We start from the raw sequence: 23977 nt of genomic DNA on the forward strand, positions 1-23977 counted from the left end.
ATCCATGCTGGACGATCAGGCTCGCGATAGCCGTGCATCCTGGCTCGATTGAGGCCGCATCACCGGCAGTCGGGCGGACCGGCCTGTCCCGCATCGCACCATACAGTTGACAAGCCGCGAAGCTGCGATGGCAGCCACCGAGGAGACTTCTGCGGTCACCGCCGATCATTTGAGATCGTCGTCCACGCGGTGAACGCGAGCCGTCGATGTTGCCGTGTCCCTACAGCTCGACCACGGAGCGCTTTTCCGGCGGTTCGCTCCCGTCAGGTCTTGCTTGGGGAAGGACGAATCCGACCTCCGCCCCTCCAGCGGTGTGGTTCGCGGCCAAGACGTCGCCGCCGTGTGCGGTGACGACGTCATGGACGATGGCCAGCCCGAGCCCGGAGCCCGGTGTGGACCTGGTGTGATCGGCGCGGTAAAAGCGCGCGAAGATCGCGCGGCGCTCGCGGGGGTCGATGCCGGGGCCGTGATCGCGGACGGCCACTCGGCTGCCGTGCACGGTCACGCTGACGGTGGTGTCGGCGGGGCTGAATTTGGTGGCGTTGTCGAGGAGATTGTCGATGGCGCGGGTCAGGGCTCTCGGTCGTGCCGTCACGGTGGCCGGCGCCTCGGCGGTCACGGTGACGGTGCGTCCGGTGCGGCGCCGGATCCGGGATACGCAGTCTTGCACCAGATCGGCGAGCGCCACCGGCGTCGGCGTTTCGGTCGCGTAGCGGTCGGCGGACAGGTCGACGAGTTCGCCGACGAGCGCGTCGAGGGCTTTGGCTTCCTGGACGAGGGTTGCCAGCACTTGAGTTTCGTCCTCGGGCGCCAGCCGGCCGCGGGCGCGCTGTAGGAGTTCGGCGCTGCCGCGGATCGAGGTCAGCGGGGTCCGCAGTTCATGGCTCGCGTCCTGTACCAGCTGCTGCTGTTGGGCGCGCGAAACGCGCAGCGCCGCGAGCATGCTGTTGAAGTTGCGGGTCAGCTCGGCGACCTCGCCGCGGTCGGGGTCCGGCAGCACGGTGGACAGTTCTCTGGTGGTGGAGATGCGGGCGGTGGCGGCGGCGAGCTGGCGGATCGGTCGCAGGATCCGGCCGATGAGCAGCCAGCTCGACACCGCGACCGCGATGACCGCGGCGGCGGTGATCAATGCTGTGCGCCAGAGGAATTCGCTGTCGATGCGATCGACCTCGGCGATGTTCTGGCCGACCATCACCGCGCCCTGGCCGTGCGCGCGAGCCTTGGTCAGCACGTCGTAGCCCACGCCGTCGACGACGATGCTGTTGGCGTTGACACCGTGCCCGGCCGCGGCGACGGCGCGGTCGGCCGCGCTGACCGGCAACGCGGCGCGCCCCGGCGTCAGCGGCTGCACCGTGCCGTCGGGCCACAACAGCTGTTCGGTCATGTCCGGCCGGGCCGGTAGCGGCGCCGACACGTCCAAGAGTGCGAGCACCGTGTCGGCCCGATCGGAGAGGCCGCGTTCGATCTGCGCGCCCACCAGCGGCGCCACATTGTGGTACGCGGTGGCGACGGTGACCAGGATCGCTGCCACCGCCGCGGTCACCGCGACCAGCGTCAATCGAGCCCGCAGCATCAGTGCTCCCGGATGGTGTAACCGACGGCGCGCACGGTGTGGATGAGGCGCGGCTCGCCGCCCTCTTCGGTTTTCCGTCGCAGGTACCCGATGTAGACATCCAGCGACCGCGATTCGGTGTCGAAGTCGTAGCCCCAGATGTGCTGGTAGATCTGACTTCTCGACAGCACCGCCCGCTGGTTGCGCATGAGCAGTTCCAGCACGTCGAATTCGGTGCGGGTGAGGTCGAGCGGTCGCCCACCGCGATGGGCCTGCCGGGTGACCGGATCGAGGGTCAGGTCGGCCACCGCCAGCGCCGCCGCCTGCTCCGGCAGATCGAAGGTGCTGCGCCGCAGCAGGGCGCGCAGCCTGGCCGGCAGTTCCTCGGTGTCGAAGGGTTTGGGCAGATAGTCATCGGCGCCGGCGTCCAGTCCGGCGACCCGGTCGCCCACCTGATGCCGCGCGGTCAGCACCAGGATGGGCAATCGGCTACCGCGCCGCCGCAGCAGCCGGCCAGCGACAGGCCGTCCAGCTGCGGCATCACCACATCCACCACGGCCAGATCCGGGCCTTCCCGATCCAGCAGCTCGAGCGCCTCCCGCCCGTCGCGGGCGAGCAGGACGCGGTAGCCCTCGAAACGCAGCAGCTGATCGAGGGTGGAGCGAACGTTCGGGTCGTCCTCGGCGATCAGGACGGTCGCGAGGTGCTCACGCGCCTGCGTCGATATGGTCATCTGTCCAGTTTGCGGCATGCCGGACGCCACAACCACCGCGACCTCAGTCGGTGACCGGCCGCACCGCGATCGGCGGGACCGCGCCGATGCAGTCGGTAGAACCCACCGCGCCCGTGCGGACGAACTCGGTGATCACGCCCGCCACACAACCGCTGGGTTCGACCTCGGGCACATGACCGGTATTGGGCACCGAGACGAAGGTGGCATCCGGGAACGCCGCGGCCGCCAGCTTGCCGTTCGCATCCGGGGTGATGGCATCCAGATCACCGGAGATCACCAGCACCGGCACCGGCGGGCGGAGATCGCGGATCCGGTCGGGCCGCTGATGGTCCGCGAGGCCGGGCCAGCGCAGGCAGACGTCGCCGCCGTCGCGTTGCCCGCTGAGCCAGCCGGATGTACTGAATCCACCCAGCGTCGGTCCCACCGTGGCCAGGGCATCGCGGTACTGCTGCTCCCGTCGGGCCGGCGGGGCATCCATCGACCACAGGGTCGGGTAGTCGTTGCAGGCAACCGCCAGGTAGGAGTCGACGTTCTCATACCCAGCCCCGCTCAGTGCGACGCGGACGAATTCACGCAGCTCGCCGTCGTCGCCGCGCGCCGCGGCGTGCAGTGCCGAGGGCAGCAGCCCGAGGGCACCGATCTCCGCGGGCCGCGCCCCGGCGTTGGTGGTGGCGGCCTCGAACACGAGGTTGGCCAGTTTGCCTTCGTCCAACCGCATCGGCTGCGGATCGTGCACCTGAATCGGTGTCTCGCGCAGCCGCGCGGCCACCGCGGTCAGATCGGCCACCGCCGTGCTGCCGTCACAGACGCGGCTGCGTTCGCAGATCCGGTGCAGCGCCAGCGACACCGCCTCCGCGTTGGGTCGCTGGAACCGATCGAAATCGGCCGGATAGGCGCCGCTGAGGACCATCGACCGCACCCGATCCGGATGACGCTGCGCATACACCGGCATCAGGTAGGTGCCGTAGGAGATGCCGTAGAGCACCACTGTGTCGATGCCGAGGTGTGCGCGCACCGCGTCGAAATCGTCGGCCGTGGCCGCCGAGGTGTAGTCGGCGGCGCGCGCGCCGAGCGTCGTCCCGCAGGTCTGCACCGCGGCCTGCTGCCGTGCACGGGTGCCGAAGGCGAAGGCGTCGTCGTCGAGGCCGCAGTCCAGCGGGCTCGACACCCCGGTGCCCCGCGCATCGATCAGCAGCAGGTCGTGATCGTCGAGCAAACCCTGTGCCAGCGCCGCGGCCTCGGCAGCGTGGGCGATCATCGGCACACCCGGCCCACCCGGATTCGGCAGCACGGTCCCGGCGGCCGGTTCGTCGGCCTTCGCACGTCGCACCAGGGCGTAGCCCACGTCCACGGTGCCGAGGCCGGGTTGTTCCGCGACCAGGGGGCGTTCGACGACACCGCAGTCGACCGCGTGCCCGGCCACCGTCGGACACCAGGGCAGACCCTGCTCCCCCGCAACCGAATTCGTTTCGCCACAGCCCGTCACCGAGCCCGCAACGACAGCGGCGATCATCGCCACCACTGCCGAACGCCTGAATCCACCCATACCGGGGCACCTTTCCGATCCACCGCCCCGGAATCGGCCCGGAACGCTCCTGGCGATCCTGCGGCAACGATCGCAAAGCACCCTCAAGCCGATGACAAAGGAATGTAAGGATTCGCCACCCATCGCCGCGGTGAACGGCTCGCCCCGCCCCGTCTTCGATCCGATGGCACCGCGCTCAGGGCAGCGCAGACCTCCGACCGCCGCCACCGCGGTGGTACCCGATCATGGCAGTGCCGGGGTACGGGTGGAGGCGCGGCCAGTGCGGCGCGCCCACAGGGCGCGCGCCAATGCCGGACCGGCGACGCGGGCACGGCGCGCCCGGCTCACGGTCGCCCGGCGGGCGAAGACCGCGAAATCATCGGCCTCGATGCGATCGAGGATTTCGCCGTAGAGCACGGCGGCGGTGGCCACACAGGGCCGCGATACCGGGTGCAGCAGCGCGATACCGGGCCGGGCGATGCGGTACCAGTCCCGGGTGATGGCGTGCTGGGCGGCCAGCGCCGCCCGGACCCTGGAATCGGTGCGCCGGTGGTCGCGGCACCAGTGCAACCGGTCCCGGTCCACGTCGAAAGCGGCCAGTTCGTCTGCGGGCAGATACACCCGGCCGCGGTCGAGATCTTCGGCGATATCGCGCAAGAAGTTGGTGAGCTGGAACGCTTTACCGAGCGCGGCCGCGTACGGTGCGGCGTCGTCGGCGGGCACGATCGTGCCGAGGACGGGCAGCACTTGCAGGCCGATCACCTCCGCCGAGCCGTAGACGTAGCGGTCCAGCGCGGCGCGATCGGGATAGGCGGTGACCGTCAGGTCCGCGCGCATCGAGTCCAGGAAGGCTCGAAACAGCGCGTGGTCGAGCCCATAGCGGGTGGCGGTATCGCTCACCGCAGCGAGGATCGGGTCGCTGCGGTCGCCGGAGCGCAGGCTGTCGAACAGCTGCCGGGACAGGGTTTCCAGGCGGATCTCCGGGGTTTCGCCGGTGGGGTCCGGCTCGTCGACGATGTCGTCGGCCCAGCGCGCGAACCCGTACAGGGCGTGGATCGCCGGGCGCTGTGCCGGTGTGAGCAGGCGCGTGGCGAGAAAGAAGGTGCGGCCGTGTGTGGCGTTCAGCGCGCGGCAGCGCCGGTAGGCGCGGCGTAGCCGTGGGTCGGTGATAGCCGCGGCGTCGAGTTCGGCGCTGATCATGAACGTGTGCCCCCTGTCCAGGCGATGGTGGTGCCGGTGCCCGGGGCGACTGCCCCGGTGATGCGGTCTGCGGCCAACCGGCCCGATAACAGTGCGGTGGGGACACCGACGCCCGGAACGGTGCCGCACCCGGCCAGAACCGCGTTCGAAACCCCGCGCGGGAGGTTGGCTGGCCGGAACGGCCCTGTCTGGCTGAAGGTGTGGGCCAGCGAAAACGGTGTTCCCGCCAGCATTCCCTGACGAGCCCAGTCGGCGGGTGTTGCCAGGTGCACGATGTCGGCGTGCTCGGCGAAGCCGGGCACCAGCCGCGAGTCGACGACTCCGGCCAGTTTCCGACCGTAGCCGTACCCGCTGTGATCCCAGCCCAGATGCGGCCCGAGGTCGAGGTTGGGTACCGGGGCGAGCACGTAGTACAAGTCGCGGCCTGCCGGCGCGAGTGCCGGGTCGGTGGAGGTGGGCCGGGTGATCAGCAGTGAGGGATCGCTCATCAGTTCGCCGCGGTCGATGATCTCGTCGAAGGTGCCGGCCCATGCCTCACCGAACAGGATGCTGTGGTGGGCGGTCGCCGCGCCGGTCGGCATGCCGGCGTGCAGCACAACCGCCGATGGTGCCGGCCGTAGGCGAAGCGGGCGCCTGGGCCGGCGGTCCAGCAGCTCGTATGCGGTGTCGAGTTCGGTGGCGATTACGACAGCGTCGCAGGTGATGCGCTGTCCGCAGGTGGTGTGTATGGCGGTGATGCGGCCGTGGCGCTGTTCCAGTTCGGTGACCGTGTGGCTGTAGCGGAGGTCCACGCCCGCATCGCGGGCAGCTGCTGCCAAGGCGTCGGGCAGAGCCCGCATTCCGCCTCGCGGGAAGTACACACCACCGACGGTGTCCATGTAGGCGATCACCGCATACAGCGCCAGCGCACGTTGCGGCGAGACTCCGGCATACAGGGATTGGAAGGTGAAGACTCGTCGTAGCCGCGGGTCGGTGAGGAACTGGCCGATCACCGCATCGAGGCGACGGAATCCGCCGAGGGCGACGAGACGGGCCAAGGCCGGGGTCACCAGCGATAGTGGTGAATCGAAGTTCGCAGCGATGAACCGTTCGAGCTCGACGCGATAGATCTCGCTCAGCCAGGCCCGCAGTCTGCGATATCCGGCGACCTCGACCGGGCCGGCGAATTCGGCAATCGCCTGTTCCATCGCCTCGGCGTCGTGGTGGACGTCCAGCATGCTGCCATCGGCGAAACACGCACGATAGGCCGGCACCAGCGGCTGCAGTTCGAGTCGGTCGCCGAGTTGTTCGCCGACCGCGGCGAGGGTGTCGCCCACGATGTCGGGCATGGTGAGCACCGACGGGCCGGTGTCGAGCCGATACCCGTCGACGTCGCGCCGCCCGGCACGGCCCCCGGGTACCGGGTCACGCTCGACCACCGTGACCGTCCGTCCGCGCCCGGCGAGATGCAGCGCGGCGGATAGTCCGGCCAGGCCTGCACCGACCACCACGACATGGTCGGTTTTTCCGGCAACGGTACGCATCTCGGCATCCTTTGATCGTGAATGGGGTTGATTCGGAGCTGGCGTCTCAGTGCTCGCGCTCTGTGCACAACAAGGCCATTCGCCGTAATGACGTGGCGGCCGAAGGATCGAGAACGCCGTTGTCGAGGATCTCTTGTGCGAGCTGGAACCGTTCGGTGATCATCTGCTCGGCCCGCTGCGCAGCGCCGCTGTCGACGATCACGGTCAGGGCTGCCTGGACCGCCTTCTCGTCGACCTCGCGACCTGCCCACAGTTCATGCAGCCGCGCCCGGCCTGAGGGGCCGGTCAGGTGTTCTGCCAACGCGACGACAGTGGTGGCCTTGCGTTCGTACAGGTCTGCCCCAGTGGGTTTTCCGGTGACTGCGGGGTCCCCGAAGACGCCGAGCACATCGTCACGGATCTGGAAGGCCTCGCCGACGACGGCTCCATATTCGCCGAGCGCCTGCATCACCGCAGGCGGGCATCCGGCCATCGCCGCACCCAACTCCAGGGGTCTGCGTACGGTGTAGTTGCCGGATTTGCGGCGCGCGATGTCGAGCACGTCGCCGAGTGCCGGAATCCGTCGTGCATCGTTGAGCAGGTCGGCCAGTTGCCCGATGGCCAGCTCGGTACGCATCGCATCGTAACGTGGCCACACGCGCGCCAAATCCGTTCCTTCGATGCCGCTTTCGCGGAGCATTCGTTCGCCCCACACCAGGCACAGATCGGCGAGCAGGACCGCTGCGGAATCACCGAAACGCGACGACGACCCCGACAACCCCTGCTCGGCGTGCCAGGCGGTCAGGCTCCGGTGCGCGCACGGGCGGCCGCGGCGGTTGTCGGCGGCATCCATGACGTCGTCCTGTAGCAACGCGAACGCGTGGAGCAACTCCAGGCTCGCCGAAGCGCGGAGGGCGGGCGTGGATTCCGTTGCACCGCAGAGCCAGCCGAGGTACATGAAGGTCGGGCGCAAATATTTGCCGCCGGAAACGAAATCGCACACTATCCGGCCCGGTTCATCGAACCCGGCGGTCACGAGTTCCTCGCCACACCGGGCGTCTACGAACTGCTCGATCTGGGTACGCAACTCATTCTCTACCTGTTCGTGCCACGTCTGGAATGGGTCCCGCTGGGCGCCGTCTGGTCCGCCAGAGGATGGCGGCTGCGGGCGATGTTGTGAACGTCCTGTCCGCTGAATGTCATGGCGTGCGACAAACTGCATCGTTTCCGAGTCGGATATTCTCATTGGGCCGTCCTCTCGTCGGGGTGCGGGAGCGGCCCGTGGCCGCGGCCTGAGGCAGTGCCGGCCGTGGACCGCCGCGCGCACGATGCGATGGGTGGCGTCTTCGAGCGCGTGGACCGAGCATGCGCCGGCTGGTATGGCTGCGCTGGCCCATACGGGTCCGGCCAGAAGCAGACGCCGGACCCGGACCCGGCGACTATTCCTCGATTCGGCGCGTCTCTCACCTCATCGAGACGCAGCCCTGCAAAGTCTGGAAGTCCCCGGCGAAGCCGAGGCCGCCGGTGCAGGTCGGTGTCGAGGTTCCGGTGACGGTCACCGTGGCTCCCGGACCGGCGATACCGATGGACAACCCCGGCCGCACGCCCATGGTCGAGACCTGCGCGCCCGGACCCACGGCGATCGCGGCGGGGCCGGACAGGAATTGGGAGGTGGACGCGGCGATTCCGCCGTTCGCGGCGATGGCCAGCGACAGGCTCGTGGCCGCGGCGTCCGCGGCGGCGTCGCCACCGAGGCCGTATGCCGCGGCGGCACCACCCGCGTCGCTTTCAGCCGAGCACGACGCGCCGGCCTCGCCTGCGACGACGACCGCCTGACCGGGTGCTTGGCACGACGCTGGTGGCGCAGCTCCGACAGTAGGCCCTGCGGCCAGTGACCACGCCGAGGCCGCGCCCACGCTCACCAGCAGTCCGAGCGTACGTGTGGTTGTGAGATGGAACATGACGATCTCCCTCGTTCTCGATTGCCGGTCGCTCCCGCGTCGGGCTGCGCACGGACGCGCCGGAACTTCCGCCCGTGGTCTTCACACTACCCCGGATAACGATGCAGAATCGATGCATCGCGTAGATTTGCGCGCGGGCGTCCACGGAGATCGAGCCGACGGCGCGGGCGCACCCACAGCAACAGAACGATCAAGAGCCATCTCGCGGCAACAGGCCTCACGGCCATAGAAATCGCCACCGCCACCAGGGCAGCCGCGTGGTAGTTGTCGATCGGCCCACTCGTCCATCCGTGACGGGTATTGGCCGCAGCGCACCGGGCCTCGGTGACCACGGTCGGTGGCGACAACTCCGCCTCAGGTGATGTCTCAGAACAGGAAGACGGTAAGGATATGAGGTGCGTAGTTTTCGGAGCCACCGGATACATCGGCGGCCGGTTGGTGCCCGAACTGCTACGAGCGGGTCACCAGGTCCGCGTCGTGGCCAGAACACCAGCGAAACTGAACGGGGCCCCATGGCAGGACCGGGTCGAGGTGATGCGCGGCGACGTCACCGCCGAGGCGAATGTGCATGCCGCGGTCGCCGGCCAGCAGATCGTCTACTATCTGGTCCATTCATTGACGCGGCGCGATTTCGCCGATGTCGATCAGCGCGCAGCGCGCACGGTTGCGGCGGCCGCGCGATCAGCCGGGGTCGGGCGCATCGTCTACCTCGGTGGCATCGTCCCGGACCAGACCTCGCTATCCCGGCATCTGGCATCCCGCGCCGAGGTCGGTGCGATCCTGCGGGAATCAGGGGTGCCCACCGCCGAACTGCGCGCCGCAGTGATCATCGGATCCGGCTCGGCCAGCTTCGAGATGCTGCGCTACCTGTCCGAACGCCTGCCCGCCATGGTCACCCCGCGCTGGGTGCACAACCGGATCCAGCCCATCGCCGTCCGCGATGTGCTCCATTACCTGGTGCGCTCGGCTGACCTACCCGTCGACGTCAGCCGGAGTTTCGATATCGGTGGGCCGGACGTCATAACGTATCTGACGATGATGCGGCAGTACGCAGCCGTCGCCGGACTGCCTCGCCGCATCATGCTCCCCGTCCCGGTACTCACCCCATGGCTTTCGGCCCAATGGGTCAACATCGTCACTCCGGTTCCGCGTGCCCTGGCCGTCCCCCTGATCGAATCCCTAGTGCACGAAGTGATTTGCCACGACCACGACATCGCCGACTACATACCGGCCCCCGAAGGTGGACCGACCACCTATGAACGGGCCGTCGAACTCGCGCTCGCCCGGATCCGGAACGCCGACGTCCCGACCCGGTGGTCGGACGCCGATACCGCCCGCGCGCCGTCGGATCCGCTGCCCACCGATCCCGACTGGTCCGGCGGATCGCTGTATGAGGATCTTCGTGAACAGCACACGACTGCTGATCCGGAGACCCTGTGGGCGGTCATCGAATCAATCGGCGGCGAGAACGGCTGGTACTCCTTTCCACTGGCGTGGTCGCTGCGCGGCTGGATCGATCGCCTCAGCGGCGGGGTCGGACTGCGCCGAGGCCGGAAGCACCCGCATCGTCTACACCCTGGCGAGGCCCTGGACTGGTGGCGCGTCGAGCACATCGAGCGCCCCCGCTTGCTGCGTCTGCGCGCCGAAATGCAGGTCCCCGGATCGGCCTGGCTCGAACTCGGCGTGGAGCCCGAACCCGATGGTGGAGCTCGCTACCGGCAGCGCGCCGTATTTCAGCCACGCGGACTGGCCGGACATCTCTACTGGAAAGCGATCACGCCGTTTCACGACGTCGTGTTCGGCGGGATGGTCCGCAATATCATCGGCACCGCCGAACAACGGGCGGCAGCCTCGGAGGGTGCTCGCCGCCGGTAAAGCACATGCGCATCAGAATATTCCCACTCGGAATAGCCCCAGGCTCGACCTATTTAGCCACCTCGGCCCCGACGAATGCACTGGTTTCGCACGGCCGGTGATCACCACCCGGTCTTGTCGAGGCAGCCTTCGGCGCGGCGCGGCGGGTCGGCCATGTCGAAAAGAGTTGCTGGTTGCCTGGCGAGAGATCGGCAGCGACCCGAAGGAGGCGCCGCAGCCATTGATCGGCAAGTTCTCCTCAGATGACCGCATCCAAGTGCAGGTCGGCGCGTCCGTCGGGGACGAAGAAGCAGCGACGGTGTCGCCGCAGCAATCGACTGTTCAGGCGCCGATAACCATGGACGGCGGCTATACCTTCGACACCATCGAGCACAATGGCATCTGGCCAGCGGACGTGGAGGCGATACCAGCGTCTGCGGCGATCTACGCCAGGTCCGGCTCGGTGCAGCTCCCGTTCGATTCGGGTAGCGGTTTCGGTCAATGCCGCGGCGACCTGTTCGGGGCTACCGGTGTTGCCGGCCTGCCAGCACGGCGATCCGCAACCACCGCCTGGATGGGAGATTTCGACCAGGTACATCAGCGCTGGAACCGGGTGCTCGGTCGCCTGGTCTACCTTGCCAGAGCCAGACCCTGCTGGGCCGGCGCATACCGCAACGCGCCGCCAGCAAACATGGAGCACGTCTCGCGCGGTGTCTATTCAGCCGGATCATCGAGTAGGCGCAGGTCCGGGGGCACGAGGGTGGTGCTGTCGAGAAGTTCCCGAATGAGGTTGTGGTTCAACATATTTCCGATCGGCTCCCCGACCTCTTCGCGGGTCAGCCCGGACACTCCGGCAGCCGAAAGGCGGGATCTTACTCCGCTGACCAAGTGTTCGACCTTCTTGGCGGTCCAGCCCTTGTCCGGTTGCAGCTCGGCCAGATGTGTTGCGGCCAGGTTCCAGGAGACCGGTTGCGGATAGTGGTCGTGCAGCAGATAGCGCTGTGCCAGCGCTACCAGCACCACCCGCTCGCTCGGCGACAACCGCCACGCTCTTGGCGGATGGGTGAGCGCGTTCGGACCCGCCGAGCTGGCTGCGTCGTCTCCGCTGGCTACATGCAACTCGATCAGATGCTCACGAGAGGCGGTGCCACGCACGAAAACCGGTGTGTATCCGATATCGAGCGGCACCGGCTCCTGTTGCGGAAATAAGGTCAAAGAACCGGAGACGCGTATCGGTCGGCGACCGGTGTTGGCCAGCCACCATCGCCGGTCGCGGTGGACCAGCAGACCGTGGCGCCTACTCACCCCTGGGTCGTATCCACCGACGCAAATGTCGACTACGTCCCAGTCGCGGCCGAAAACGATACGACTGCCCTCGATCGGGCCAGCGGAGTACTGCGCGCTGATCGACAACAGGTGGATGGTGCCCGCGGGCGCCTCGGGAACACCGTATGCCAAGCTGGCCCGGCGATCTGGCATGTCGACCTCCTCGAGTGTTGGTCCCAGCTTCCCAGACCCGGGTGGGACCCCTCCCGCGATCAACTCACACCGGCGGCAACGCCGAAGCTACCGATTCGGCCACCCGGGTAGCGATCTCACAGCGCCGCTCCGCCGGTTGCGGCCCTGCGACCACCACAAGCACGAGTTCCATCGCGGTACGGGAGTATTCGGTGGTGTATTCCCGGTGCACGATGTCGATGCGGCAGGTGTTGGATCCGAACCCGTTGACGGAAAGGAAACTGCGGTGCCCGGCCAGATTCAACGGCCTGCCGTTACTCGCGTTCAGCGGCGGATTGCGGTCGAAGAACACCGCCAACGACCCTGGGCTGGTGGTGCTGCTCCACCGGCACAGCCAACGCCCCAGGCCCACCTCCGGCCGCAGCGCGTCGACACCGGGATCTTGCGACAGACCTTCCAGGCTGGGCAGTGTGCAGGCGTCGAGGTTGAACAACGAATCCGACGAGACCGGCCCCGTGCGCCGCACGATGCCGTGGCGGGTCAACTTGTGCACGACACCGGTGGTCGCGGCTTCGGCGACTTCGCACAGCGCCTCTCCACCGACATTGGTGAGAGCCTTCACCTGAATCTGATGCCGGTCCGGCAGCAGCACGGTGCGCTCGCACTGATCGCTGCGTTCGGTGATCCGCACGATTTCGAGATCGCCCACGCGCTCGATTCTGCCCTCCGGTTCGAGGTGTGTGGGGTTCTCGAATGAGATCTGCACATTCACCTCCTTGCCGCTGACCGGCCGGATCATGAGGTCGCAGCGATTGAAGTTGCCGAGGTCGGCTTCGACCTGAACTGGTCCGAACCGCGCTACGGAGTCGGGATCGGCCACCGAGCAAGGGTCGATCGTGCGCGGGTCGCCGAGGTCGAGGCGGTGTCCCTGCTCGACGGGCGGGCTTGTGGGCCACCACCTGAGGCCTGCCCCTAACGCGAGTGCGCCAACAGTCGCGAGGATCAAGGAAATCCGTAGCGCCCGTGCACCGAAGGCGTCCCGCCACCGAATCGACCGACACAGTCCGGCCGGGCGCCGACTGCTCAGCTACCCCGGACAGCATTCGCTGCGCCTGCTCCGCGGTGGGACGCTGTGTCGGCGATACACGCATCAGCTGAGCCAGTACCGGCGCGAGGGGCCCAGCTCTGCGTGAGGACGCGACGTCGCCGTCCATAGCGCGCCGCAACAGCGCCATAGGATTCTCATCGGTCGAGCCGAACGGACTGCGTCCTTCGACCGCCGCGTACAACGTCGCTCCCAAAGCGAATACATCCGACGCGCAACTCGGCCGGCCACCGTTGGCGATCTCCGGCGCCAAATAGCCTGGCGTGCCGGGCACCAGCACCGCCCCGGTAAGGGTGACATCGCCGTGCACGTCCCGGGAGATACCGAAATCGCTGAGTCTGGCTCGGCCGTCGGCTGATATCAGGACATTGGCGGGGCTCAGATCGCGGTGGACGACACCGGCCTCGTGGACCGCCAGAGCACCGGCGAGTTGGGCGCCGTAGCGCGCGACTTGTTCAGTCGGGAGTGCGCCCAGTTGGACCAAGGTCTGGCCCGACACGTACTCCATGACCAACCACAGCTCGCCGTCCTGCCTCGCGACATCGAAAACCTGAACCACATGAGGGTGGCGAACCCGCGCCAACAACCGCGCTTCGCGCCGCAGCACCTCGGCGTTCACGGCTCGAGCGTGCTTGAGCGCTACCTCGCGGTCTAATTCCTCGTCGTGGGCGCGCCACACCACCGCCTGGCCGCCCGCCCCTGCTTGTTCGATCAACCGGTACCGTCCGGCAATCAGCTGACAAGCCTGCACGCCCACTCCGATCCGCACCCCAAACCGCACAGTTCAGTCTCCGCCGCACGGACTTACGTCGCCCAGTAACCTACAACCCGAACGCCTCCGGTTCGACAGCGAAATCAAGCGGGGTCGGCGACGCGAAATCCCGAACAAAGTGGCACAGGCATACGACGTGTTCTGCGTGCATCTATGTCGGCAAAGGCGAACACCACGCCGTGAGTTGTTGATCGTGGTCGATCAACCCAACATCATCAGCGCACTGCCGTTGAGCGTCACCCGCGCCTGCGTCCACGACATCGCGCAAGTAGCCCGGTTGTCGATGCGTCGCATCGCCGACGCCGCTCGCACCATGCCGCACACGCTGCGTCGAGTCCACACGGGCGATGAAACTCGCACCGAGCTCGGTGTCCTCGTCGGGTTCGACGACGACCTCGCCGGGGAAGCGACCCGCACCAGCAAACGCATCCGCGGTCGTTGCAATGGCTTTCCGGTGGTGCCCCGGAACTCAGGATTTCAAGACGCCTGCGTAGGCCGAAACAGCGAAGAACAGATTCAACAACAGCACCGCAACGCCGAGGCCGCCCAACACCCACGCCAGCTCGACGCTCCCGCCCCACAGCGCCACGAGCAGACCCGCGGGCACGCCGAGCAGCGGCGCCAGCGCGATCGCCGCCATGGTGCCAAGACAGCCCGAGTCATCGCGCCACGTGAGCCATGCGGAAACGATCACAGCGGGCAGGACCGTGCCGACGACGCATCCGGTGACGACCGTGCGCCAATCACCCGATACCGACCAGACGATCGCGCCGACAGCAGCCGGCACCGCAACGCCCACGATCACGATGAGTTCCGGCGCTTTGACGTAGATCTGGTCGACCAGGTCGGTATCACGGTTCAACCGCCTGGGGAACATCGTTCGACCGGCCGTGTAGTAGAGTCCCCCGGCTGCGGTCGCCGACGCTGCGGCACCTGCGGCGATCGTCGGCCAGATCTGTTCGGTGGTCCACCAGCCAAGGCCGCCGACGGCCAGCCAGACAAGGGCGGTCAGCGCGAAAATTGCCTGTATCCAGCGAGGAGCCGAGTGTACGTCGGGATCGTCATTCCACCCCATGCGGGACCTCCAGGCGTGGCCAGAAGCACCACAACGATATCGGTGCTAGCCAAATCGGCACGCTCCCAGTGTGTCCGGAGTGGCCGGGACCGGTCCCGGCACGTGTGTTCCGTGTCGCTGCAGATCGGCGACCGCCGTGATCGAAACTGGAACCCTCAGGGGCTGGCCGTCGCGCGCAAGCGGTCGGCGAGCGCGCGGAAGGCTAGGTCTGTTGGGTGGGAGGGGTCCCGGGTCACAGGCCCATAGTTCTGCGGGAGCGGGCTCGAACTCGGTTCGAGTGTCCGACGACCCGGAGGGGCAAGCGTCGGGAAGTCCACGACACTCGGTGGGGCGCGCCGGGGGCGCAGGGGTCCTCAGACACAGATCGGCTCGGCGCGGATTCGCAGCGACCAACGGCCATACTCGAGGAGAGTTGATCGCGTGCCGGAGAACTCAGACCGGTACTACCGTCCGGTGATCAAGGACGCGCTGGCCGACTTCCTCTTGGAAACGACTCGGGTCGGCAGCGATCGATGAGCTCGATGGCCATGAGCCCGCCAGATCCATGGTTGGTCGTGACTTGCCCAATCCGCCCAAGCCCTGGGAGAAGCCCACTGACGATATCGTTTGCTGCGTGGTCTGCACCCGTCCCATGGTGTGTTCGATCGCCGAGAGTCTGTATCTCAGCCGCTTGATCGAGCCGTGGCCGTGTCCGCCGGTCCGGGTACTCGCCGCACGTTTCCGCGAACACCCGGGTTATAGGTCGTCGTGGCGTCCGGAGTCGTGAAACTTCGGCACCACATGACGTGCGGCCGGCGAACAGACGGGACCGCCGAAGCAGTCTCCGGCACCATAAATGGGCGAGCCCAGCCCACTGCGTCTCGTGCTCTACCAAGCAGAGCGACGAAGCGTCCGCGACCGTCCGATGTCGTACGTCTGGGCGTGGATGCCTGGTCGCCCTTGCGCCGACGGCCGCGATGCGTATGCGCCGAAGGGCGGGCAGGGTTCACCTCGAGAAGCCGACCGAAGCGCAGTACTTCCATCTCCCGTCCTCCTTCGCGAAGTAGTGACGAGTGGTCGAACCATTTCCCAATTTCGTCACCTGGCCATCGTTCTCGACCTCGAATTGCCCACTCACTCTGGCGCTCGCCTGATCGCCGGTGATGTCCGTGACGACCACCGCATCGACCCGCATGCGGTATCTGGCCTTGTCGAGCTTTTCGCGTTCAGACACCGGTTGCCGGTCATACTGTTCGCGGTCGGCCTGGCAGGTCGTGGCCACCGCACCGCGCGGCCCCTCGGAATTCAAGGCTTCGATTTAGTCCCGGATCGCTTCCTCGATCTTCTTCTCGTCGGAAGCGAAAGGCCCGACGCCCGCAGTGATCAGCGCTATCCCAATACCCACCAGAACCAGTACCAGCACCGCGGCGCCGACGAGCAACTGCAGACCCGCTCGCCTGCGCGACTTCGTGGCATCGTTACTCGTCATCGTTACCACTTCCTCTGTCGACTTGCGCGTGTTGTGCCGAGTTGGGCGTTGATCGGCTGAATCTCTAAGGTAGCGGCGCGATTCGGGAGGGGTCCCACAGCGAGTGGCTACGTTCAACCGAGCTGGGGAACGCCGGGCTCGCATCGGCTCGATCACCATCCGATTGATGCCTCACGCCGCGGAGATCCCGAAATGTCCGAAAGCCCGACCCGGCTCCCTGACCTAGGCAAACATGGAGGTCGTATGCCACCCGAGTCACAACCCCGATAGTGGAGAGTCGTGATGTCCGACATCATCGACCACCCCGATCTCACCTGCAGTCGGGAACACCACGGACTGACAGATCTTCGCGGCCGGATCCCTTTCGAGCCCCGTCCAGAAAAGACCGCAGGAGAAGATTCTTGGCTACCGCGATCCTGGCATTGACCCTGGCGGGTTGTTCGATGACGGAGAGGGACCGTGCCCCAGATGGGGGCGGCCTCTACAGTGGCGAGGATATCGAGAACCCGTGTGTGCTGGCGGACTTCGTGCCGCCGTGGGCGCCGGTTCCGAACGCCGACTACGGGTCACCGAAACCGGAGAAACGTGACAACGGTGTCCGGCTGGTCCTGGAATGCCGACTCGATTTCGAATCGGCAGACAGCCCACGGGTGGTGAGTACCGCCGGAATCCGGTTGGAAGCAGACATCTTCAGAAACCGGGCCAACGCGCAGTCCTGGTACCTAACTCTCAAATCGGTCAACGACAAAAGTGACAACGGCGAGACCGTCAAGGCCATTCCGGGGCTGGGAACCCAAGCGCAAGCCGCCGCGCTCGCAAAGCCTGGTATCCGCGGACTATCCGCCACCTACGACTACGAGATCGTTGTGCTCGACGATAACCTCACGGTCGAATACACACTGCATGCCAACAGCGATGCTGTCGGCCTGGAGGAGATCCAGCGCGCGAGCATCGATCAAGTACGGCGGGTTCTCGACCGATTGAAAAGCTGAACAGGCACGGAAACCAGTGCTCGGACATCGGATCATGCTGCGGTCACGGACGCGCACATACCAGTGAACAACCGGGATCGACCCCGACACACCTATCCATAATGGATCTCGATTCCGCCCGTGAGGTCAGGATCGAGACACAAAACATTCAGCCTGGCGAGCTGATGCGGGCAATCGGCATTGCCTCTGGCGGCCGGGACCGGTCCCGCCTCAGGTGATCTACCGTCACGGCAACCGACTCACGAGAGGCCGACACTATGCGGAAACTCACCTACGCCATGAACGTGAGCCTGGACGGCTACATCGCCGCGCCCGGCGACGACCTCGGCTGGAGTGTGCCGAGCGACGAGCTGTTCCAGTGGTGGTCCGACCGGGCGAAGGCGCCGGCCATGGCGCTATACGGGCGCAAGTTGTGGAAGACGATGAGCTCCCACTGGCCGACCGCCGACCAGCAGCCTGGCGCCACACCGGCGCAGATCGAGTACGCCCGCCGCTGGCGGGACATGCCGAAGGTGGTGTTCTCCTCGACGAGTAGCACAGTCGACTGGAACACTCGCCTGGCCACCGGCGACGCGGTCACCGAGATCACCCGGCTCAAGGCCGAGGACGGCGGCCCCATGGACATCGGCGGCGCCACACTGGCCGCGGCGGCCATGCGGGCCGGACTGATCGACGAGTACGCGATCGTCACCCATCCGGTCCTGGTGGGAGGCGGCACGCCATTCTTCACGACCCTGGACAACTGGGTGAATCTGACCCTGGTGGAGACCCGGACGTTTCCTGACGGTGCGCTCCTGACCAGATACGAGACCAGGCGTTAAGTAGACCCGATTCGAAACAGGCCGGGCTGGCCCAAGAATCCGGGAGGACCGCCCCTCACCGGAGCAGACGTTCCACCGCGCGGACGGAACTACTCCATCGACGTCGGCGACACGGTCGAGGAACCGATTCCCGTCGCGATCGAAGCACCCTGCGGCCTGATGGCGCCCATAATCCGGGCACCTGGCCGCCCGGTATTCGCGATCAACCCGATGGTGGTGTCCCGCTACCGCGAACACCACACCTTGGCCCGCGCCAAATCCGACCACGCCGATGCCATGATCTTGCCCCACATACTACGCGTCGACGCTGACCTGCACCGCACACTTCCTGCCGCTTCCGAACTTGCCCAAACGATCTCGGTGTTGGCCCGGGGACCAACAGGATCTTGCAGACGACGCACCAAAGCTGGGTAACGACCGCCAATGTCGTCGCTGCCTTCCAACGACTGACTGGCCAGAACTGGTCACTGACACGGGAATGCCTCTCACCCCGCATCGGCCACTGAGGGGCTGCGGAACGAATGCAGTTGGCCGCACAGCAGTCGCACCCCTGTCCATCTCCCATTTCATTGCGGTGATGGCCACAGCAGAAGTGAGTCCGCTCCAGTAGATCTGATGGGCAGCTGGCCCGACCGAGCGCCCGGGTCCAGTATCCCGCCAGCGCACACACCACGGCAGAGATCGCATCAGGATCAATGTCCCGGGCGACAGGATGCGAGCCCAGGATCGATTCCGGATCGACCCTATGCACCGCCAGAATCGGTCCCCCGGACCACCAAGCCCAGCCACGCCGCACCAACGGAGGGCCACGCCCAATCCAACACCATCACTCCGCCGCCCGGGCGCACCACATAGTTGTCCGTCCGAAGATCGGTATGCAACAGCGTTTCCCCGACAAATCTGATTCCACCCCTATTCCGGAGCAGCAAGCCGACCACGTTTCGATAGCACCACTCACCCAAGTCACCCGACCACTTGCCACAGGCGCGGAGTCGTCCTATCGGAGGACGCGCACCGGCCGGCGCGTGCCATACGGTCGACGTATGGTGCCGCCGACCGCTTCCCCGCCGACCCGCGCCGCCGTATCCGCCGGAATTATCGTGGTATTCGCGGCTGTCACCGGTTGGTGGATGCTGCTCATCGATGGAGTGGACGCAGTCACCGGCACCGAGTACACACGTGGGGGGCATATCGTCCGGGCAGTGGGGGCAACACTGTTCGTGGTTCCCCTGATCGCGCTGATGCTGCGGTTCCCCGTCCGGCTCCGCTGGTCTGATCTGGGGATCACAGAATGGCGGAGCGGGTGGAAACAGTTCATAGCCGGTGCCGCCTGCTGGGCCGTCCCGGCGTTGCTCACCCTCGCCGTACTGGTAGGAGCAGGATGGACCGAGTTGACCGTGCGGGCGCCGGCGGCCGAGATCACCGACGCGCTGCTCGGACTCACCGCGCTCGTACTGCCCTACGAGACTGCAGTGGCGGCCTGGCCCTACAGCACACCGAGCAGTACCGAACGCGCCTGAACCGAGTGCTCGCGCGCATCGACTCGGTCGTGATCGCCACGGCAGCAAGCGACAGGCAGGCTTCAGTCGTGGACGAGCTTGTTCGTCGGCTGCGGCATCGCAGTGACGATCCGCATGTGGAAGAGCGGGCAATTCGCGGCGGCCGGAACCTGTTGTCGCGATTGGAGGACGCGGGGGGGGCTCGATCACTCACGACAAAATGTACAGGGTTGTCACAGTCGATGGTGCTGACGCCGATTCGCTTGCCGGATCGCTGGGCGAGCGAATCCTCCGCCGACATGCAAACTGTTCGGATAAGGGTGGTGAGAGCGCGTGAGCGTCCTGGAGGTCCTGCGGTTCCCGGTATTCCGGCGCGTGTGGGCAGGCCAACTGGTCAACATGGTCGGCGATGCCATGTTCGCGGTTGTCATTACGCTGTTCCTGGCCAAGCGCGATGACGGAGTACAGGCGATCGGCGTCGTACTCGCGTGCGTCGCGACCGGCGGTGTGGTCTCGCTGCTTATCGGCAGTGGCCTGATCGACAGATTCCGGCGCACCCGCGTGATCATCGTGTCGGACCTCATCCGAGCCGTCGCGGTCATCTCGATCCTGACCTTGGGAGTCGACGCGCCGCTGGTGGTACTGGCTGCGTTATCTCTGTGCATGGGCGTCGGTGGGGGTATCTACCGGCCCGCCTACGGCGCCCTTATCCCCTCCTTGGTGCCCGCTGATCATGTGCGTCCGGCCAATGCGCTACGGTCGATGTCGAACCGGCTGGCCGCCATCGTCGGAGCCGCGATCGGCGGTATCGCGGTTGCCTCGGCCGGCGCCGAGTTCGCCCTCGTCGCCAACGTCGCCGCCTTTACCGTCAGCGTCCTCACTCTGCTCGGCGTCGCAGATTCCGCACCATCCCGGAACGACGACGAATCGTCATTCCTCGAAGAGGCAGTCGGCGGGGCACGATATGTGCTGACGCAGCGGTGGCAGCTCGCCATCCTGATCCAGGGCGCTGTACAAATCGCGTTGGTTATGGGCCCGCTCTCGGTGCTCATACCCATGCTCTACGCCGAGGAATGGGACGGCCGCTTGGTCGGCTTGATCGTTGCCGCCGAAGCGCTGGGAGCGTTCGCGGGTTCAGCGTGGGGCGGCACAGTGCAAACCACACGCCCCGGCCTGTGGGGAATGCTCGCGCTTTCCGCGCAGCTTCCCCAGGTCGCTGCGGTCGCGATGGTCGCCCCCGCATGGGTCATCATTCCCGCCAGCGCCGTCGCGGGGATCGGACTGTCCCTATTCGGTGTCCTGTGGATATCGGCCCTACAGACCGGGACACCCCCCGACTTGCTGGGCCGCGTGCTGTCCATCGACGCCCTAGCGAATTCTGCCCTCAGCCCGGTCGGCCTGCTCCTGGCCGCCGCCACGATTCCCCTGATAGGGCCCGAACCAGTAGCTTGGGCCGCGGCAGTGATCCTGGTGGCCTCGATCGCTGCCGTCCTTCCCGTCCGCGGTGTAGCGAAACTGGGTAACCCTCAGCTCTCGCCGGAAATCAACGACTCGGCCCACCCAGAGACGGATGGCGAATCTCGCGAAGCGAGCCGTGACGAAGGCCGGTAGCGCAAAGGATGTCCGTAGCGTTACGGTCTCCACGAGGGGAGGCGAGGACAGTTGACAACCGAGCGCGCGGAAGACGCGGGCCTAGTCACCGGGTCCGAACTGACATCGCCGGATGCTGGTTCAATGCTCTGTGATCATGTGCGCGCGGCGCTGCGTGACAGCCTGGAGCGTCACCGTGGCGGTGGTGTGGTGGTCTTGTGCGGCTTCCCCGGTTCGGGCAAAACCACTGCGTCGAGGTTCGCCGCCGACTACGTGGGCGGGGTTCGGCTGGACAAGGATACGTTCGCACCGCTACTGGAGGAATCGGTGACCGAGCGGTTGACCGGGGATCGCTTCGACCGCGATTCCGCGCTCTACCGACAGGTGGTCGCGCCCGGCATCTACGATGGGCTGCTTCGCACCGGACTGGCCGTGGCTGCCCGCTGCCCGGTGGTGCTCGACGCACCGTTCCTTTCGCCGATCCGCGCGGCGGCCGCACGTCGCCTCAGCCTGGCCGACCATGTCCGCAGCGACTTCGGTCCGACCGAGGCGCCGATCACCACGATCTGGATGGATACCCCCAGCCACGTCATCCGTGCCCGGATCACCGCTCGCGGTCTCGACCGCGACAAGCCCAAACTCGCCGACTGGGCCACCTACCAAACAGAAGTCCTCGACAGCGGAGTCCGCGAGACAGCCCACGACGTCGTAGATCTCGTCATAGCCAACTGATCGGGACGGGCAATACCTACCGACCTCTGTTCGGATCTGCGCGTGCATCGAGCGACATCTCAGCGCGCATGAATCGTCTGATTTCGTCCTGTTGTGCGGCGGTGGCGGTCACCAACGGCGCCCGTACGTCCGCCGGGAAACCCGGCAGGCGTGCGCCGAGCGCAGCCTTGGCGAAGGCTATGTCCGAGACCGGCATCGCGCGCCGGTAATCGCTGTACCGGTCGAACCGCCCCTGAAGCCGCGCCGCGCGATCACGATCACCGGCCGCCACCGCGGCGGCGATCGCTACTGGCAGCTCGGCGACCGGGCTACCCGCCCCGGTGACGACACCGCCGAACCCGAGGTCGCCGACGCTCGCCCCGATACTGTCGTCACCGACCAGAACCTCCAGCCCAGGGGCGCGGCGCTGGTAGGAGCGGGTGATGTCACGGTCCTTCCCCGAGTCCTTCAGCCCGATCAACTGTCGATAGCGCGCCGCCAACCGGCCGACCATGTCCGGATCGAGGGTGAGCTGGGTATGGCGGGGAAAGTTGTAGAGCACGACCGGCACTCGCGCCGCGGCAAGGACCCGATCGAAGAACGCCTCGACACCGTCCACGCCGACACCGGCGAAGTAGAACGGGGCGATCAGCGCGACCGCATCGGCATGGTCATTGGCGTGCTCGACCATCGCGATGGCGTCGGCGACAGAGGTCGCACCCGCATGCACGATCACCTGCGACCTCCACCGGCGCCGGCACAGCTCGACAGCCGTGCATCGCTCCGCCATCGTCAAGCTGGGGAATTCGCCGGTGGTGCCGTTGACCAGAACACTACGAACTCCAGCATCGGCCAGCAGGTCCAAGTACGCGCCGAAAGCACCGGCGTCGATACCGCCCGCGCGATCGAACGGAGTGACGGCTGCAACGACGGGAGACAACAACGTGACCACCGTGGCAACTCTTCGCCCACACCCCGTTCGCCGCAACAGCAGACACCAGTTAGCGGCGTGCGCCTCCACCAACAGCCGCCGCCGACGGAATGGAGCGACAGAGATTGCCAACACGACACGCCTGACCGACTTCGGCTAGTTCCCTCACCCCGTCATGACTGCTGGGCCGAGTCGCGCGTGCCCGCGGCCGCGAGCTACACACCATCAGGGATCAGCGGGACGACCTTTTCGGCGAGCCCGACAGCTAGGTCGCAGGAGTAGAGGTGCCCGGTCTTCCGGTTGGACGGCATGTTGTCGACGCCGAATTCGAGGCTGCCGCCCTCCATGTCGACGTAGAGTTCGCAGCTGTAGGTGTCTTGGCTGTCTGCCTGATGAGTGGCCACGGCGGCACGGCCTGCCACCGTGGTATCGCGCACAATCTCGAGATGTTTGGCGTGGCGGATGTGGTCGAGTGTCAGATTGGTGACGCTGATGTTGGTGGCGTAGCCGTCGGATACCACCCATCGACAGCCCATCCATCTGGCCCCCTTGCCTCGGTTCCAGCTGTCGTCCTTGGTTGGCACGCCACCAGCGTTGGTGCCGTGCAGGCCTTCGGAGTCCAGCACCGACTGAGGAATATCGGTGCACGGGTTGAATCCGCTGGGCACCTCGTCGGCGATCGGACGCCCGTCCAACACCTGGCCTGCCGGTACGGCGGAGCCCTGCACGACGGACCCACACCCAGCCAGCAGCACGGCCGCGCCCAGCACTTGGAACACACCCGCAGTGGTGCGTTTGGTGTTCATTCAACCCCCATGGCCAAATCGGTGCCGTCCCCGGCCAGCACCAGCGTGGCCCGGTTCAAGGCGTCGAGGCTATCAGCAGCGCGAAGGAGCGTAGGCGAGGATCGACCAGAACAAACAACTGGCACCAGATCTTTCACGCGGACAGTGCGCTGTTGCCGAAGTCGCATCGCTAGTGGCTTCCTCGGCGCGAGGCTGGGCCGCGGACAGTGCACGGGTATGCTGACCGGCGATTCGTAAAGGAAGGGGGGTCCCGGTTCATGCATGCCGTGCTGAGGCTGCCGCCGGTAGTGGTGGCCGCTGCCGTGCTCGCGGGTTGTTCGCAGGCGCCGGCCGCCTCCACCGGCGACGGCCGGCCGATCATGGCGTCGGCAGCGCCGCAGACGTTCACTACGTTCGGGAAACAAGTGCCGTCGGGCGATCAT

Annotated in this window: 20 protein-coding genes and 3 pseudogenes; 8 read left to right on the forward strand and 15 right to left on the reverse strand. The window is 66.6% G+C overall.

What is annotated here, in order from left to right; genetic code table 11:
* Window positions 1-220: 220 nt before the first annotated feature.
* The 7 genes and pseudogenes from AC5W7N_RS30010 to AC5W7N_RS30040 form a co-directional block, all read right to left on the reverse strand.
* Entirely contained in the window at window positions 221-1573 is a 1353-nt protein-coding gene (locus AC5W7N_RS30010; RefSeq protein WP_495922907.1) for a HAMP domain-containing sensor histidine kinase, read from the reverse strand.
* Window positions 1573-2285, reverse strand: a pseudogene (locus AC5W7N_RS30015) (response regulator transcription factor). Before AC5W7N_RS30015 ends, AC5W7N_RS30010 begins: the two are co-directional and overlap by 1 nt.
* A gap of 43 nt (window positions 2286-2328) precedes the next feature.
* Complete coding sequence (locus AC5W7N_RS30020) at window positions 2329-3831, reverse strand: alpha/beta hydrolase (protein WP_495922909.1); 1503 nt, start codon at window positions 3829-3831, stop codon at window positions 2329-2331.
* 222 nt (window positions 3832-4053) lie between these two features.
* Window positions 4054-5010: a phytoene/squalene synthase family protein gene (locus AC5W7N_RS30025; RefSeq protein WP_495922911.1), complete on the reverse strand. Its 957-nt coding sequence runs from the start codon at window positions 5008-5010 to the stop codon at window positions 4054-4056.
* On the reverse strand, window positions 5007-6533 hold the full coding sequence (gene crtI / locus AC5W7N_RS30030; protein WP_195019375.1) for a phytoene desaturase family protein: 1527 nt from the start codon (window positions 6531-6533) through the stop codon (window positions 5007-5009). Before crtI ends, AC5W7N_RS30025 begins: the two co-directional genes overlap by 4 nt.
* 46 nt (window positions 6534-6579) lie before the next feature.
* Window positions 6580-7758, reverse strand: a complete 1179-nt coding sequence (locus tag AC5W7N_RS30035) for a polyprenyl synthetase family protein (RefSeq protein ID WP_228815078.1) — start codon at window positions 7756-7758, stop codon at window positions 6580-6582.
* 217 nt (window positions 7759-7975) lie between these two features.
* Window positions 7976-8473: a DUF6764 family protein gene (locus tag AC5W7N_RS30040; RefSeq protein WP_194992381.1), complete on the reverse strand. Its 498-nt coding sequence runs from the start codon at window positions 8471-8473 to the stop codon at window positions 7976-7978.
* A gap of 390 nt (window positions 8474-8863) precedes the next feature.
* Here AC5W7N_RS30040 and AC5W7N_RS30045 point away from each other — a divergent pair, with 390 nt between their 5' ends.
* Window positions 8864-10348: an SDR family oxidoreductase gene (locus AC5W7N_RS30045; RefSeq protein WP_495922914.1), complete on the forward strand. Its 1485-nt coding sequence runs from the start codon at window positions 8864-8866 to the stop codon at window positions 10346-10348.
* A gap of 693 nt (window positions 10349-11041) precedes the next feature.
* Here the strand turns inward: AC5W7N_RS30045 and AC5W7N_RS30050 are convergent.
* The 3 genes and pseudogenes from AC5W7N_RS30050 to AC5W7N_RS30060 form a co-directional block, all read right to left on the reverse strand.
* Window positions 11042-11806, reverse strand: coding sequence for an FHA domain-containing protein (locus AC5W7N_RS30050; protein WP_495922916.1), 765 nt, complete (start codon window positions 11804-11806; stop codon window positions 11042-11044).
* Window positions 11807-11870: 64 nt separating this feature from the next.
* A complete protein-coding gene (locus AC5W7N_RS30055) occupies window positions 11871-12665 on the reverse strand; it encodes a hypothetical protein (RefSeq protein WP_495922918.1) in 795 nt (264 codons plus the stop codon).
* A gap of 280 nt (window positions 12666-12945) precedes the next feature.
* Window positions 12946-13671, reverse strand: a pseudogene (locus tag AC5W7N_RS30060) (serine/threonine-protein kinase); the annotation flags it as partial.
* 73 nt (window positions 13672-13744) lie between these two features.
* Between AC5W7N_RS30060 and AC5W7N_RS30065 the strand changes: the two are divergent.
* Window positions 13745-14137, forward strand: a pseudogene (locus AC5W7N_RS30065) (IS110 family transposase); the annotation flags it as partial.
* Here AC5W7N_RS30065 and AC5W7N_RS30070 read toward each other — a convergent pair.
* The 3 genes from AC5W7N_RS30070 to AC5W7N_RS30080 all read right to left on the reverse strand — a co-directional run bounded on the left by AC5W7N_RS30070 (window position 14132) and on the right by AC5W7N_RS30080 (window position 16205).
* On the reverse strand, window positions 14132-14737 hold the full coding sequence (locus AC5W7N_RS30070; protein ID WP_495922920.1) for a hypothetical protein: 606 nt from the start codon (window positions 14735-14737) through the stop codon (window positions 14132-14134). The pseudogene AC5W7N_RS30065 and the gene AC5W7N_RS30070 overlap by 6 nt on opposite strands.
* A gap of 985 nt (window positions 14738-15722) precedes the next feature.
* Complete coding sequence (locus AC5W7N_RS30075; protein WP_495922921.1) at window positions 15723-16025, reverse strand: Rv0361 family membrane protein; 303 nt, start codon at window positions 16023-16025, stop codon at window positions 15723-15725.
* Between the two features lie 9 nt (window positions 16026-16034).
* A complete protein-coding gene (locus AC5W7N_RS30080) occupies window positions 16035-16205 on the reverse strand; it encodes a hypothetical protein (RefSeq protein ID WP_495922923.1) in 171 nt (56 codons plus the stop codon).
* Window positions 16206-16606: 401 nt separating this feature from the next.
* Between AC5W7N_RS30080 and AC5W7N_RS30085 the strand changes: the two genes are divergently transcribed.
* The 6 genes from AC5W7N_RS30085 to AC5W7N_RS30110 all read left to right on the forward strand — a co-directional run bounded on the left by AC5W7N_RS30085 (window position 16607) and on the right by AC5W7N_RS30110 (window position 21839).
* Window positions 16607-17197, forward strand: coding sequence for a hypothetical protein (locus tag AC5W7N_RS30085; protein ID WP_495922924.1), 591 nt, complete (start codon window positions 16607-16609; stop codon window positions 17195-17197).
* Window positions 17198-17454: 257 nt separating this feature from the next.
* The gene (locus AC5W7N_RS30090) at window positions 17455-18018 is read left to right on the forward strand and encodes a dihydrofolate reductase family protein (protein WP_495922926.1); all 564 of its coding nucleotides are present in this window, start codon (window positions 17455-17457) and stop codon (window positions 18016-18018) included.
* A 210-nt stretch (window positions 18019-18228) separates the two neighbouring features.
* A complete protein-coding gene (locus AC5W7N_RS30095) occupies window positions 18229-18432 on the forward strand; it encodes a hypothetical protein (protein WP_495924236.1) in 204 nt (67 codons plus the stop codon).
* A 788-nt stretch (window positions 18433-19220) separates the two neighbouring features.
* Complete coding sequence (locus AC5W7N_RS30100) at window positions 19221-19538, forward strand: hypothetical protein (protein ID WP_195007127.1); 318 nt, start codon at window positions 19221-19223, stop codon at window positions 19536-19538.
* 312 nt (window positions 19539-19850) lie between these two features.
* Window positions 19851-21128, forward strand: a complete 1278-nt coding sequence (locus AC5W7N_RS30105; RefSeq protein WP_495922928.1) for an MFS transporter — start codon at window positions 19851-19853, stop codon at window positions 21126-21128.
* Between the two features lie 123 nt (window positions 21129-21251).
* Window positions 21252-21839: a P-loop nucleotide/nucleoside kinase family protein gene (locus AC5W7N_RS30110; RefSeq protein WP_195007125.1), complete on the forward strand. Its 588-nt coding sequence runs from the start codon at window positions 21252-21254 to the stop codon at window positions 21837-21839.
* A gap of 16 nt (window positions 21840-21855) precedes the next feature.
* On the opposite strand, the gene AC5W7N_RS30115 is transcribed toward AC5W7N_RS30110, so the two are convergent.
* Together AC5W7N_RS30115 and AC5W7N_RS30120 are read right to left on the reverse strand one after the other, a co-directional pair.
* On the reverse strand, window positions 21856-22839 hold the full coding sequence (locus AC5W7N_RS30115) for a dihydrodipicolinate synthase family protein (protein ID WP_195007124.1): 984 nt from the start codon (window positions 22837-22839) through the stop codon (window positions 21856-21858).
* Window positions 22840-22964: 125 nt separating this feature from the next.
* On the reverse strand, window positions 22965-23555 hold the full coding sequence (locus tag AC5W7N_RS30120) for a DUF3558 domain-containing protein (protein WP_194991172.1): 591 nt from the start codon (window positions 23553-23555) through the stop codon (window positions 22965-22967).
* Window positions 23556-23977: the final 422 nt, after the last annotated feature.

The sequence above is a fragment of the Nocardia sp. CDC519 genome, assembly GCF_059509835.1.

Coding starts and splice junctions, on each gene's coding strand:
- AC5W7N_RS30010 (WP_495922907.1), bottom strand. CDS start 1,573: ATGCTGCGGGCTCGATTGACGCTGGTCGCGGTGACCGCGGCGGTGGCA.
- AC5W7N_RS30020 (WP_495922909.1), bottom strand. CDS start 3,831: ATGGGTGGATTCAGGCGTTCGGCAGTGGTGGCGATGATCGCCGCTGTC.
- AC5W7N_RS30025 (WP_495922911.1), bottom strand. CDS start 5,010: ATGATCAGCGCCGAACTCGACGCCGCGGCTATCACCGACCCACGGCTA.
- crtI (WP_195019375.1), bottom strand. CDS start 6,533: ATGCGTACCGTTGCCGGAAAAACCGACCATGTCGTGGTGGTCGGTGCA.
- AC5W7N_RS30035 (WP_228815078.1), bottom strand. CDS start 7,758: ATGAGAATATCCGACTCGGAAACGATGCAGTTTGTCGCACGCCATGAC.
- AC5W7N_RS30040 (WP_194992381.1), bottom strand. CDS start 8,473: ATGTTCCATCTCACAACCACACGTACGCTCGGACTGCTGGTGAGCGTG.
- AC5W7N_RS30045 (WP_495922914.1), top strand. CDS start 8,864: ATGAGGTGCGTAGTTTTCGGAGCCACCGGATACATCGGCGGCCGGTTG.
- AC5W7N_RS30050 (WP_495922916.1), bottom strand. CDS start 11,806: ATGCCAGATCGCCGGGCCAGCTTGGCATACGGTGTTCCCGAGGCGCCC.
- AC5W7N_RS30070 (WP_495922920.1), bottom strand. CDS start 14,737: ATGGGGTGGAATGACGATCCCGACGTACACTCGGCTCCTCGCTGGATA.
- AC5W7N_RS30080 (WP_495922923.1), bottom strand. CDS start 16,205: ATGACGAGTAACGATGCCACGAAGTCGCGCAGGCGAGCGGGTCTGCAG.
- AC5W7N_RS30090 (WP_495922926.1), top strand. CDS start 17,455: ATGCGGAAACTCACCTACGCCATGAACGTGAGCCTGGACGGCTACATC.
- AC5W7N_RS30095 (WP_495924236.1), top strand. CDS start 18,229: ATGGTGGTGTCCCGCTACCGCGAACACCACACCTTGGCCCGCGCCAAA.
- AC5W7N_RS30110 (WP_195007125.1), top strand. CDS start 21,252: ATGCTCTGTGATCATGTGCGCGCGGCGCTGCGTGACAGCCTGGAGCGT.
- AC5W7N_RS30120 (WP_194991172.1), bottom strand. CDS start 23,555: ATGAACACCAAACGCACCACTGCGGGTGTGTTCCAAGTGCTGGGCGCG.